Source organism: Chryseobacterium sp. 14P4.3.2 (genome assembly GCF_057799275.1).
On the sequence record NZ_JBYOKO010000010.1, the window covers coordinates 132,514 to 144,943 of the forward strand.

Genomic DNA, 12,430 nt, shown 5'->3' on the forward strand with positions numbered 1-12,430 from the left:
TTACTTTTTTCTTGTTTTATTCATCCAGAAAATTCCAAATGCAGCCAGTGCTATAAATAATCCGAAGGAAAGAAGTGAGATCCATTTTCCTTTTTCTATCACTTCAGGTTCGAAAACCATTCTGATATGATGACTTCCCGCCGGAACATGTACTGCACGAAGTAAATAGTCTGCTTTGATGTAAGGAACTTCCTTCTCGTCAATCATAACTTTCCAGCCATGAGGATAGTAAACTTCAGAGAATACAGCCAACTGTGGCGTTTTCGACTGAGATTTGAATTCTAATTCATTGGGCTGGTATTTTGTAAGATTGATATAGGCTGTAGAATCTGCCTGAACAGGTTTATTGCTGAAATAAGACTTGTCAGATGATGCGATGACAGCTGTTTTTTTGTTGTCAATAACTCCAATAGATTTAATTTCTTCATTAGGTGTATCTACAAACTTTAGGTCACTTACAAACCATGCGTTTCCATTAGCTTTTGGATTCGGAACTACCTGTGGCTGATCCGGCCCTCCGAAAACCATATATTTTGCATTAAGCAAATTCAGGATCTTTGGTGTTTTCACACTGTCGATATTGGAGATGTACTCATTCAGGACATCATCATATCTTCTTAGCTTTACAGCATGGTAACCTCCAATTGATGCTTTAAAATAAGAAGTGTTGGTTTCACTTGTTACTCCTAAAGTCTGGTTATAAATTCTATAGTGGTTCTTATCTTTTTCAGCAATAGTTTCTAATGTCTTGTTGATATTTACATTCGCTAAAATAGATTCTAAATTCGGGTTTCCCTGAACTTTTTCTGCAAGCAGTTCTGAACTTTCTGTCTGGAAAGGGTTTTCTGCAAAGATTTTGTCTACATAATTTTCGTCATTTAAATAACGTTTATTAACCGTCCAAAGATCAAATAAACTTACTACTCCAATGATAACCAAAGCCATATTCTGACTTAGTTTCTTTTTCAAGCTTAAGAATAATGCGGCACCGGCAATAGCCACGTAAATAAATGCTTTTATAGCATCTATTCTGAATAGTTTATATCTTTCATCTACCAGATAGTCCAAAAGGAAAGGGGGGAAATAAGTCTTTTCACCTTCTGTAGAAAATCCTAATAATGATTTTCCGAAGACTAAAAGAATCAATAATAAACCTAATGTTCCACCGCCTACATACATAAGAATTTTTTGTTTGTATTCCCCGGTAAGCTTTTCATCTGTGAAGAATCTGTACAGCCCTAAAATAGCAATAAGAGGAAATAATAATTCCACTACCACTAATATGGACGAAGGTGCTCTGAATTTGTTATAAAACGGAACATAATCAATAAAGAAATCAGATAATGGCATAAAGTTGCTTCCCCAGGCTAATAAAATAGTCAGGATAGAAGCTCCTAAAATCCAGTAACGGTATTTTTTCCATGCGAAGAAAAATCCTAATACCGTAAGGAAACATACGATAGCTCCCTGATAAGCAGGTCCTGAAGTCCCCGGTTGATCACCCCAATAGGTCATTCCACTGAAGCCTTTTGAAATTCTGTCCATTTCAGCCTGCGAACCTACATTTTCCTGAACAAGTTCCTGAACTCTGTTCATCATTGCTTTTCCTTCCGGTTCCTGGCTTCCTCCTCCCATTAGTCTTGGGATAAAAAGGTTCAGCGTTTCAAGCTGTCCATAGCTCCACATCAGCATACTTTCTTTATCCATTCCGGATTTTCCTGAAGTATGGCTGTCGTTTGTTAAGATCTGTTTTCCACGAACTGTTTCTTTTACATATTCAGAATTGGCCATGATTCTCTGTGAGTTCATTCCCACTCCAATGATACATGCTACAGCAATGATTCCTGAAGAGATCAGGAAATGTTTCATTGGTATTTTTTTCTGAATTGCTCTGATAAGCTCAGACAGAAACAGAAATCCTAAAGCTAAAAACAGGTAATAGGTCATCTGCGGATGGTTTGCCGCAATCTGGAGCCCCATAAAAAGGGTGGTGACAATAAATCCCCAGATATATTGTTTTCGGATATAAACCAGTAAAATTCCGGCTAAAAGCGGTGCGAAATATTCAATAGTATTTACTTTACCATTGTGCCCTGCTGCAATGATGATATAGAAATAGGTTGAAAGCCCAAAGAAGGTTGCTCCCAGTAAGGCATACTTCCAGTTTCTGACCACTACCATTCCCAAAAGGAAAAAGCCTGCAAAAAGCAAGAAAAGATAATTGACCGGTCTTGGCAGGAAATTCAGATTGCTGTCGATCTTCTTGATGATGTCACCTTTAAACTGGCTTCCCATCTGATAAGTCGGCATTCCCCCGAACATGGAGTCACTCCAATAGGTTTCGCTTCCGGTATTTGCTCTATAGTCAAGCAGTTCTTTTGCTCCTCCTCTGTATTGTACAATGTCATGCTGGAAAAGCTGTTTTCCTGTAAATACAGGAGTGGAATATAAAAATGCTAAAACTATAAATACTACTATTGAAGATGCAATATAAATTAAGTTTTTATTTTTTGCCATACTGGTTATTATCTATTATTTCTTGGAATTTTTACCTTTTTTCGTTACTCTCTTTTACCTCTTCATAGTCTACGGTTTCCGCATCCCAGTTAAGATCTTTTTTATTATTCTTATTCGAGTCCTGTATATCCTGCTGTCTGTTATTTTGATTATTGTTGTTGAAACGATAACTATAAAATGTCTTAAAGAAAATTCTTTTTAGAATATTCCAGACAAAAAATATAATAATAGCAGTGAGTACTAACTCAAGGATGTACTTCATAATTTACTTTTTTAAAATATCTTGTATGATAGGGAAATATTAACCCCATTCATATTTATTTCTCCCGCATGTCCATAGTAAGCAGAAGAAAAAGTAGGTACATTGCCCCATTTAAATTCTACTCCAAACTTATCATAATTATATCCTGCACCAAAGGTCATATAAAAGGCGCTGTCTCCTCCACTGAAAGAATTATTATCAACGGTAAAAACCTTGCTGTTATTTAAAATTAAGTCATAAAATATTGATCCTACTACATATATTTTTGATTTTTGATTTAAAAAAATATTATATTTAATCCCCAGCGGAATTTGTATGGAAGAATATTTTATTTCAAAGTTTTTGTCGTTGTAATCATTTATTTTATAATTCACAGACTGGAAAGTCGGCTCAGAGATAAGGGCCCATTTACCTTTATTAAAGCTTAATACATATTCAAGTTCTACTCCAAAACGATAAGCAATACTATTTTTTTTGTATTCATTTATTGTATTGTCGTTAGAAGGTGTAAGTATTTTATAACTTGAGAAACCTACTCCAGGTTTTAAATAAATATGAAAATCATTTTTATTTTTATCATTTACATCTTCCAGACCATTGTAATTTAAGAATATCTTTTTGAGATCATTTTCTTTATAAACTAATCTTTCTATATCAGAACTTGTAATATTTCCATTATCAGAAAATTCTTTCTTTAGCTGATGTTTATATTGTTCATTTTTTATTAATCTGTCTGATTCTAAATATTCTTTGTATTCAAGTTGGTTGAAAGTATCTTCATTCTCTTTTTTATAAAAATAGCGAGTTACATACTGATCGTTGTATTTATATAAACTTATCTTACCATCCACTAAAGTTTTTAATAAAAGCACTTCTTCTTTACTGTTAAGGTCTTTTGTTCCTGATAAAGACTGTAAGTTTGAAGAAGATCGGTCTATCAGAACTTTTGCTTTGATATATTTGATACTTCCCACAGAAAACTCATTTAAATCTATTGTTTGTAAGTTCTCTGTTTTATCATTTTCAGTCTGTTTATATTCTATAATCGTTGGATTGTTTCTCCAGTCATAGTTTTTGATCAGGCCATTTATTTTCTCTCCTTTTTGATTGATAATGTAACCTTGCTCAAAATTTATCTGACTATAAAATAGAGACGGAAATAATATTAAAGCAGCGTAAAAAAAGTTTTTCATGATTGATTAGAAGATGTCTATGTTGTGTTTTTTAATATTTATTTATTAGAAGGATTTACCATTACAGAAGAGTTGGAAATGCTTGTCATAGACTGAGATTGTTTACCATCTGTAATACTTTCAATCTGTGTGGTTTTTACATTGATATTCTGGTTGGTAATCCATCCTGTACTTTCGTCAAACTTAATGGTCCCGTTCTGAACCAATTCGCTGCTCAGACTGTGTGTGATAGGTCCCTGAGCTTTCTTTTCAGTTTTCTTAGGAATTCCACCGGTTACAGCAATTTCTGCAGTTCCGTTTCCTAGACTTTTTAAAACATAATTGGAAGTAACCTTTACACTTCCGCTTGGGTCAGCATTTTCAGAAGTTGTCCATTTTTCACCTACTTTTACTCCTTTTTTAGGAATGATTGTTAAGTTTTTGTGGAACTGGTCTTTTAATACTTTCTCATTGAAAGATTCTTTAAGGCTGGCTACTACACTTGCTTTTTCGTTAGCATCTTTGATAATCGTTCCTACAGCGTTTAACACTTTAGTGTATACAGCATCAAAACCTGTGATGGAAATTACATTACCTTTTGTATCCATTTTCATGGCAAGCTTATTTCCGGTAAGTGCTCTGTTAACATTCCATATCATTTTAAGCTCATCTTCTTTTGGAATAGGAAGCTTGGTATCTACAACGATTGTTTTTCCCTGTGAAGATTGTGAACTTCTTTTAGCAACAAGATTAAGGGTCATGTCGTATACATTTCCTTTGATATCATTTACTATGAAATTCATTTCATCCGTAGATTCACTTGTCGCAGTGATAGATTTTCCCTGAGGATCTGTCATTGTTTTTACATCTCTCTGGTACGTTGTAAGAGGATAAGTTTTTCCTTTTTCAAGCTTGAAAGATTGTATAACGATTCCCGCAGAGTCTCTGATAGCTGGGTTCTCTGCCACTTTAGCTACAGAATCCGCCGGAACTTCTACAGTGACTGTTTTTCCTGTCTTAGGATCTACCTTGGTTATCTTTGCTGTTTCTTTTTTACAAGATACAAGAGCTATTGATGATATAAGCGCAAGCGCTGCAATATTCTTCATTTGATTTTTTTAATTTTATTTCTTACTACTGTTTATTATTATTCTGTCTGCAATACCATACAGTTTTCCCTGAGATTCTGCATCTGATTCGTTTGAAAGCAGAATAACTCCCATGTTTTTTGAAGGATATATCATCAGCACACTTGAAAATCCAAATGTACCTCCCGTGTGCCAGATGGCCTGGTTTCCATCATCAGATGTGTGAGTTTTCCAGAATAACCCGGATTCATCTCCTTTATTTTTCTCTCCCGAACTATGAGACCGCTGAACATATTTGTTGTTCTTGTCCATATGATACTGAATATATTTTACCATATCCTCTGTCGTAGACTGAATTCCGCCTGCAGGGGCAAAAAGGGTTGTAATATTTCGGGGCATTGCTTTTCCTTTTTCATTATAACCGGTTAGAAGCTTTGCAGAATCTGTACCAATAATGGTTTTATTCATCTGCATTGGCTTTGTGATATACTCAGCAAGTAGGTCTGCATAGCTTTTATGATACACTTTTTCCAAAATGTCACCTGCAATTTGTGTCCCTACATTCGAGTATTTAAATTTTGTTCCGGGAATAAAGTCAATTTTTACCTGATGCAGATCTTCATAAAACTTTTTCCTGGAATAGTTTTTATAAAAATCAGATAAGGCGATTGCAATAGAATCCATCGGCTTTTTAAAAGTTTCCGACTGATCTGGTAAAAACTGGGGCAGTCCTGATGAATTACTGGCAAGATCAGCAATTTTTATCGGATGCTTTTCAAATTCAAGATTTGGATAATTTCCGTCTATATATTTCCGGATATCATCATCCAATTTAATTTTACCGTCCAGTAAAGCATGGGCTAAAAGGGTTCCGGTAAAGGTTTTTGTAATAGAAGCAATTTCATAGACACTTTTGGAGGTTGGAAGGGTTGATTTTCCAATTTCCGCAGTTCCGTAATTGTAAAAATAACTTTTACCATCCTTAAAGATTCCAACTGAGAGTCCTGCGCGAGAAGGATCTTTCATATAATCAGAAGTTTCCTTCTGGACAATTTTATCAAGCTCAGTAGCAAGGCGATTGTCTGTAGGTATACTTTTCAATTGCGCTTTTAGTAAAAAGGGCACAAAAAACAATGGTAAAAGAAATTTTATTTTCATATCTTATAGATTGGGTGTTACAGTCATTTTCTGTCTTACCGCTTCATATAAAATCGCCCCACATGCTACAGAAACATTTAATGATTGAGTTTTTCCCTCAATAGGAAGCTTTATTTTTTCATCTGCATGATGCATTACTTCTTTAGAAATCCCTGTCTCTTCATTTCCCATAACGATAGCGCATGGCTCTGTCAGGTTGACATCATAGATCAATTTCTGAGCTTTCTCACTGGCAGCATATACAGAAATACCGCTTTGCTGAAGGAAATCTACTGCGTGTGCAAGGTTGTTTTCTTTGCAGATCTTAATATTATAAATAGCTCCCGCTGATGTTTTTATCGCGTCAGAATTGATAGGGGCTCCTCCTTTTTCCGGAATGATAATAGCATCAATACCTACGCATTCTGCTGTTCTGCAGATGGCACCAAAGTTTCTTACATCAGTAAGCCTGTCCAGAATCAGTAAGAAAGGAATTTTCCCTTCTTCAAATAATTGGGGAACAATATCCTCCACTTTATGAAACGGAACATCCGAAATAAAAGCAACCACACCCTGGTGGTTTTTTCTCGTAAAACGGTTCAGTTTTTCAACCGGAACATAATTGGGACGGATTTTATTTTTAGCCAAAATTGCTTTCAGTTCAGCATAAATAGGACCCTGAAGTGCATTTTGCACAAAGATCTTGTCAATCGTTTTTCCCGCTTCAATTGCTTCAATCACGGGACGAAGCCCGAAAATAAAATCGTCTTTCATTGAAAATTTATTATATAGTTATAGAGTGAATTTAATAGTGCGTTGTACGGGGTAAGTCATTTTTAGCAAATGTAAAATATACATTGCCGTTGACCTTATTGTACAGCCGCTATCCTCCGTTCTCTCCTAAAATTGCTCTTTTCTGTGCCAGCACATAACCGTAGTGAAGGCTTTCATGCATATTGTTAAAGATAATAGCATCCTGAATGCTTTTCAGATCCATTCCGAAACTGGTAGTGTAAGGGGTATAGTCTGAAAAGAAGTCGCTGTCATAATCTTTCATCAAAATCTTTGAAGTTTCTGTAAGTAAAAATTCTAAATCTTCCACTTCAGATTTTTGAACATTTAAGTTTGGTAAAGTACCTTTTTTGTACGTTTCAATCCAGTATTTATCAATACGGAAAGGGTTTCCGCTCAGGTAATAATGCAAAAGCTGCTGTGTGGCAACTGTATGTGCTATATTCCAATAAATATTGTTATTGAAACCATCAGGGATCAGCAGAAGGTCTTCATGAGAAGTGTTCTGAAGAATATCCAAAAGGTTTCGTCTTACCTGTCTGTGTGCTTGAAAATGATAATTCATTTAGCGGATTTTTTAATCACCAAAAATAGTTTAATAAACTGGAAATGACAATTTTTTTGCGTAAAGGATTAAAGTTAAAGTTTTTTAACTATTCAGGAAGAGGCTAGCTTTAAGTTCTCTTTTTGAAAGGTTTTAACCAGTATTATCAAGTTTTTTGAATCGAATTTTACAAAAGCCTGTCAAGTGAAATATTAATATAAAACCCTCCTGTGAAAAGATTCAGGGAGGGTTTTGTTATATTTACGTGATGCAAATGATTTGATCTATAGGGTTGCAGATGGTTTTATTTTTTGATGATTTTATGCTTAAAAATTGTTCCGTCTTTTAGGATAATATTTAAAAAGTAAACTCCGGTACTATATGAAGAAAGGTCTATTCTGTTTTCTCTATAGGTCTCAGTAAGTTTTCTTCCTTCTACATTGAAAAGAGTTATTGAGGCAACATCTACTTTAGATTTAACGTTCACAAAATCGGAAGTGGGATTAGGATATATGTTGACATCTACTGTTTTAATATCTTTCACATCCAAAGTTACATTACTTTTCCCCTGCATATAAACGGATAGATAGACATCCCCTTGCTGTTGGTTGAAAACAGCTGTAGGTACTGTGTGTTTCAGGGTGTGATTTCCTGCAGTGAGGCTGGGTAATGTAAATTCTCTGATAGGAACTGAATTTCCGGGACACCAGTTATTCCATGAAGTCCAGTCAGCAAATGTTTTAGCAACAGTTCCGTAGATCCCATTACCTTGGGTGTTATATACTCTGTAGGGTTCACAGGAAGTTCCTCCGGGGGTATAAGTGAGTACCTGTACATCATCAATGTAGGTGTAATTTTGTCTTCTGATGTATTCTTCACCACCGGCGTTGGCACCATGAGGAGTGGAGATTACAAAAAAACGAGCATTAGTAACCGGATCAGGCAGGTTGAATGTTACAATTCTTACAGTTTCCCCCGTACTGTCTGTACTATTATAATTATTAAGTCTGTTATAGCTCAATATTGGAATAAGGTTGTTGGAATCTGTAACGGAAGCTCCGGTATCTGTTGAGAAAAAAGTAAGCGTTCCGGAAAAGACATCAATTCTTCCTGAGCATCCCAAAACCTGTGTCTGTGCGGCATAAGGAACTCCAAAAACATCCAATTCCATATACATATCGTAGGTGCTGCGTAGGGCATTATCATGAAATACGTTATATAAATTGCTGATGTCATAAGTATACGGAACTTCTGAGGGGGTCCGGTTCTTATTCATGAATGGGGTGATGTATCTTCCAACTTCAATTCGTTTCACATTTGGATCAGCAATGGTATAAGTAGACTGGCTTTTAGGGACCAACGCTAAAAAGACTTCACCAAGGCGGTCATAGTTATCGCACAGTGCACCTATTGTAACCCTCATAGCAATCTTAGCTTTGAAAGAATCTAGCTCGGTATCAGTAAGTTTTCTCGTATATCTGGCGTTGTTCAATCTTGTCAAACCGCTAGGTACAGGGTTGGATACCGTGGCAGCATAGCCGTCATAATATACTGCATCTGAAATCACATTAGTCATAGTTGTTTGTGATGAAACAAGATTTGATAAGAAAATACTTAAAAGAAGTAGCCTTTTATACATGTTATTGGTATTTAGTGTAAATATATTAAATATGTATTAAAGATGCTTTTAATTATTTTTATTTTTGAAACGGTTGGTTTTTTATTGCTGATTATGTAAAAGAAATAATTATTGGGTAGTTTTTGTTTAAAAAAAAATGTTAGTGCTGAATTATATGGCTGAATATTATTTTTATTGTTATAATCAATATTTTTATTATTAAATTAGCATGGTATTCGAGAATAATATTATTAATAATGAAAAGAATTTTACTTTTAAGTCTATTGTTTGTAGTGTTGGCTGTAAAGGCCCAGATCAATATAAATATCGGAAGTACAAACGTTGGTACTGCTCCTGTAAGTAGCTTTTTTTCCTATTCCTATGTTCAGCAGATTTATCCTAAACAGGAACTCAATGCAAGTGCTGCGGGAAATATTACAGGCCTAACCTTTTATATAGATCCTATGTCAACCATTGTAGAATCTTCGAACTGGACTGTTTATCTCGGGCATACATCAAAAAACACTTTTTCTTCCGGTACAGATTGGATTCCTGCCACTCAGCTTACACAGGTATTTGAAGGAACTGTTGTTAAAAATAACAATCAGGTACAAGTGATTTTTGCTACTCCGTTTGCTTATAATAATACTGATAATCTGGTTATCGCTGCAAAAGAGAATTCTCCCAATATCGATATTAATAACTTTGATGAAGCTTTTCATGTTTATACTCATATTCCATACTCAACTCTTTATTATAAAGGAGATCGTGGAATCGTAGATACTGCAGCACTGCCAGGCGGAATAAGAGCAGATTATAAATCATCAGTTACTATTTCAGGGCTTACACCAAGTACGGCTCCTGGCTGTCCTTTCATTATCTATCCCTTGAATAATACTCAGAATGTTTCTCTTTCTCCCAATATAAAGTGGCTTCCGGTTTCTGGCGCTGATTCTTACAAGATTTCATTAGGTACCAGTCCGGGCGGAACAGATGTTATCAACCAGCAATCAGTTTCGGGAACTGATTTTACGCCAATGGCCAATCTTGCAACAGGGACTAATTATTATTTAAAAATAGCGTCCGTTTCGGCAAATGTCGTTTCTTCCGGGTGTTCGGAGTATGTTTTTAAAACCATTCCGCCGGTACCATTAAATGATGCATGCAGTGGAGCTTTTCTGGCGTCAGCTTTTCCTTATGCTTATACTCAGGATGATGCCGTGTCCACAACCAATAATGCTGGGAATATAAGTGTATGCTCAAGTGCCGGTGATACGGGGATGAATGATGGAACGTGGTTTAAACTCATTGGAGATGACAGTCAGTATACTATTAAAGTAACAATGCCTGCTGGAAGTAGTTTTGATCCTCAGATCGGTGCTTATAGTGGAAGTTGTAGCAACTTATCATGTGTGGATACAGTAGATAATGCTGGCGGCGGAGGTACGGAAACCCTTACAGTTGCTACAACAGCAGGAACTGAATATTTCATCAATGTAGGAGCGTATGACGATACCACAGATGCTCCTGAGGATACATTTACCCTAACGATTACTAAACTCTAATCTTATAAACAATCATATTTCTGATCAATGGACACCTTGAACAGGGTCTTATTTATCTGATGAATCTGTTTTATGTGCAAGATAGTCAGGCTGTATACGTCCGGATCGTTTGCTGATCCCGGAATATTTAACAAACTTTAACTCAAAAATGGCATTTATTGTGTTGATTAATGCAAGTATTTATCAGAAATTTACCACTTATTTTAAATCAAGCTATGTCAGATACACATCAAGCAGAAGACATCCGTCAGTTGACGGAAAAAGTAAAAGAAAAAAACTACTTATTTTCTCTTCTGAGACAGGAAATCAACAAAGTTATTATTGGACAGGAATATATGATAGACCGCCTTTTGGTAGGACTTCTGGGGAATGGTCACGTTCTTCTTGAAGGAGTGCCTGGTTTGGCTAAGACCTTAGCAATAAAAACTTTAGCTGATGCCGTTCATGGTGATTTTTCAAGAATTCAGTTTACACCGGATCTGCTTCCTGCTGATGTGGTGGGAACGATGATTTATAGTATCAAAGACAATGATTTTTCTATAAAAAAAGGACCTGTATTTGCGAATTTTGTACTGGCGGATGAGATCAACCGTGCGCCGGCAAAGGTGCAGTCAGCTCTTCTGGAGGTGATGCAGGAAAAGCAGGTGACTATTGGTGATGAAACTATGAAGTTACCTAAACCGTTCCTGGTATTGGCCACTCAGAATCCAATTGACCAGGAGGGGACTTACCTGCTTCCGGAGGCGCAGAGTGACCGTTTCATGCTGAAATGTACCATAGATTATCCTTCTTTTGAAGATGAAAGACTGGTAATGAGAATGGTTTCTACTTCACATCAGCCTACAGTGAAGCCTGTGATTTCTCTTCAGGATATTGTAGAGGCCAAAGAATTGATCAACCAGATTTATCTGGATGAGAAAATTGAAAAATATATTCTTGATATGGTTTTTGCAACACGTTATCCTGAAAATTATGGACTTTCTGAGCTTAAAAATTATATCAGTTTTGGAGCTTCTCCAAGAGCATCCATCAATCTTGCTATTGCGTCAAGAGCTTATGCATTCTTAAAAGGAAGAGCTTTTGTTATTCCTGAAGATGTGAAAGCTTTGGCTAAAGATGTACTGAGACATAGAATGGGGCTTACTTTTGAGGCTGAAGCAGAGGAAATTTCTACCGAAGAAATCATTAACAGAATTTTAGCAAAAATCCAGGCTCCGTAATGAGTGAGGTTATTATAAGAAAAGCAGTTCAGGAAGATTGCGGCTCCATGCTGGAATTAATCAGAGAACTGGCAGAATATGAAAAAGCTTTGCAAGAAGTTATTATTACTGTAGATCAATTTACAGCAGATGGTTTCGGCAAATCTCCTGTTTGGGGGGCTTTTGTTGCTGAGCTTAATGGTGAAATTGTAGGAATATCATTATATTACGACAGATATTCAACCTGGAAAGGAAGAAGACTTTACCTTGAAGATCTTGTAGTGACCGAAAGAATGAGGGGAATGCAGATCGGAAAAAAATTATTTGACGCTACTGTAGAACACGGAATAAATAATGAGTACAGTGGAATGGTATTTCAGGTATTGAACTGGAATGAGCCTGCCATCAATTTTTATAAAAAATACAGTCCGAAATTTGATGATGAATGGTTGAATGTATCCATTGAATTCAAAAACTAGGAAGTAGACATCAGGAGCTGAAAATTGTAAAGCATCCGAATCTTAAATTTAAATTTT

The 12,430-nt window shown here is 35.9% G+C and carries 11 protein-coding genes; 3 read left to right on the forward strand and 8 right to left on the reverse strand.

All coding sequences use genetic code 11. The features are described from left to right. The 8 genes from AC27VX_RS15510 to AC27VX_RS15545 all read right to left on the reverse strand — a co-directional run bounded on the left by AC27VX_RS15510 (position 1) and on the right by AC27VX_RS15545 (position 9,151). Positions 1–2,517 carry a YfhO family protein gene (locus tag AC27VX_RS15510; protein ID WP_488696527.1) on the reverse strand — a complete coding sequence of 839 codons (2,517 nt, stop codon included), beginning with the start codon at positions 2,515–2,517 and terminating at the stop codon, positions 1–3. Positions 2,518–2,548: 31 nt separating this feature from the next. After that, complete coding sequence (locus AC27VX_RS15515; protein WP_236855533.1) at positions 2,549–2,779, reverse strand: hypothetical protein; 231 nt, start codon at positions 2,777–2,779, stop codon at positions 2,549–2,551. 11 nt (positions 2,780–2,790) lie between these two features. Continuing rightward, complete coding sequence (locus AC27VX_RS15520; protein ID WP_236855532.1) at positions 2,791–3,972, reverse strand: outer membrane beta-barrel protein; 1,182 nt, start codon at positions 3,970–3,972, stop codon at positions 2,791–2,793. 38 nt (positions 3,973–4,010) lie between these two features. Continuing rightward, positions 4,011–5,060: a DUF6263 family protein gene (locus AC27VX_RS15525; RefSeq protein ID WP_488696529.1), complete on the reverse strand. Its 1,050-nt coding sequence runs from the start codon at positions 5,058–5,060 to the stop codon at positions 4,011–4,013. 15 nt (positions 5,061–5,075) lie between these two features. Next, a complete protein-coding gene (locus AC27VX_RS15530; protein WP_488696531.1) occupies positions 5,076–6,197 on the reverse strand; it encodes a serine hydrolase domain-containing protein in 1,122 nt (373 codons plus the stop codon). 3 nt (positions 6,198–6,200) lie between these two features. Continuing rightward, a complete protein-coding gene (gene rlmB / locus AC27VX_RS15535; RefSeq protein ID WP_236855529.1) occupies positions 6,201–6,950 on the reverse strand; it encodes a 23S rRNA (guanosine(2251)-2'-O)-methyltransferase RlmB in 750 nt (249 codons plus the stop codon). Between the two features lie 109 nt (positions 6,951–7,059). Continuing rightward, positions 7,060–7,533, reverse strand: coding sequence for a DinB family protein (locus tag AC27VX_RS15540; protein ID WP_236855528.1), 474 nt, complete (start codon positions 7,531–7,533; stop codon positions 7,060–7,062). A 283-nt stretch (positions 7,534–7,816) separates the two neighbouring features. Beyond that, the gene (locus AC27VX_RS15545; protein WP_300691021.1) at positions 7,817–9,151 is read right to left on the reverse strand and encodes a peptide-N-glycosidase F-related protein; all 1,335 of its coding nucleotides are present in this window, start codon (positions 9,149–9,151) and stop codon (positions 7,817–7,819) included. Positions 9,152–9,387: 236 nt separating this feature from the next. Here AC27VX_RS15545 and AC27VX_RS15550 point away from each other — a divergent pair, with 236 nt between their 5' ends. The 3 genes from AC27VX_RS15550 (at position 9,388) to AC27VX_RS15560 (ending at position 12,373) form a co-directional block, all read left to right on the forward strand. Beyond that, entirely contained in the window at positions 9,388–10,695 is a 1,308-nt protein-coding gene (locus AC27VX_RS15550; protein ID WP_488696534.1) for a hypothetical protein, read from the forward strand. Positions 10,696–10,910: 215 nt separating this feature from the next. Next, positions 10,911–11,915 carry an AAA family ATPase gene (locus tag AC27VX_RS15555; RefSeq protein ID WP_236855525.1) on the forward strand — a complete coding sequence of 335 codons (1,005 nt, stop codon included), beginning with the start codon at positions 10,911–10,913 and terminating at the stop codon, positions 11,913–11,915. Continuing rightward, positions 11,915–12,373, forward strand: coding sequence for a GNAT family N-acetyltransferase (locus AC27VX_RS15560; RefSeq protein ID WP_488696536.1), 459 nt, complete (start codon positions 11,915–11,917; stop codon positions 12,371–12,373). The genes AC27VX_RS15555 and AC27VX_RS15560 overlap by 1 nt, the downstream gene beginning before the upstream one ends. Positions 12,374–12,430: the final 57 nt, after the last annotated feature.

Coding starts and splice junctions, on each gene's coding strand:
- AC27VX_RS15560 (WP_488696536.1), top strand. CDS start 11,915: ATGAGTGAGGTTATTATAAGAAAAGCAGTTCAGGAAGATTGCGGCTCC.
- AC27VX_RS15510 (WP_488696527.1), bottom strand. CDS start 2,517: ATGGCAAAAAATAAAAACTTAATTTATATTGCATCTTCAATAGTAGTA.
- AC27VX_RS15545 (WP_300691021.1), bottom strand. CDS start 9,151: ATGTATAAAAGGCTACTTCTTTTAAGTATTTTCTTATCAAATCTTGTT.
- AC27VX_RS15525 (WP_488696529.1), bottom strand. CDS start 5,060: ATGAAGAATATTGCAGCGCTTGCGCTTATATCATCAATAGCTCTTGTA.
- AC27VX_RS15515 (WP_236855533.1), bottom strand. CDS start 2,779: ATGAAGTACATCCTTGAGTTAGTACTCACTGCTATTATTATATTTTTT.
- AC27VX_RS15540 (WP_236855528.1), bottom strand. CDS start 7,533: ATGAATTATCATTTTCAAGCACACAGACAGGTAAGACGAAACCTTTTG.
- AC27VX_RS15555 (WP_236855525.1), top strand. CDS start 10,911: ATGTCAGATACACATCAAGCAGAAGACATCCGTCAGTTGACGGAAAAA.
- AC27VX_RS15550 (WP_488696534.1), top strand. CDS start 9,388: ATGAAAAGAATTTTACTTTTAAGTCTATTGTTTGTAGTGTTGGCTGTA.
- AC27VX_RS15520 (WP_236855532.1), bottom strand. CDS start 3,972: ATGAAAAACTTTTTTTACGCTGCTTTAATATTATTTCCGTCTCTATTT.
- AC27VX_RS15530 (WP_488696531.1), bottom strand. CDS start 6,197: ATGAAAATAAAATTTCTTTTACCATTGTTTTTTGTGCCCTTTTTACTA.
- rlmB (WP_236855529.1), bottom strand. CDS start 6,950: ATGAAAGACGATTTTATTTTCGGGCTTCGTCCCGTGATTGAAGCAATT.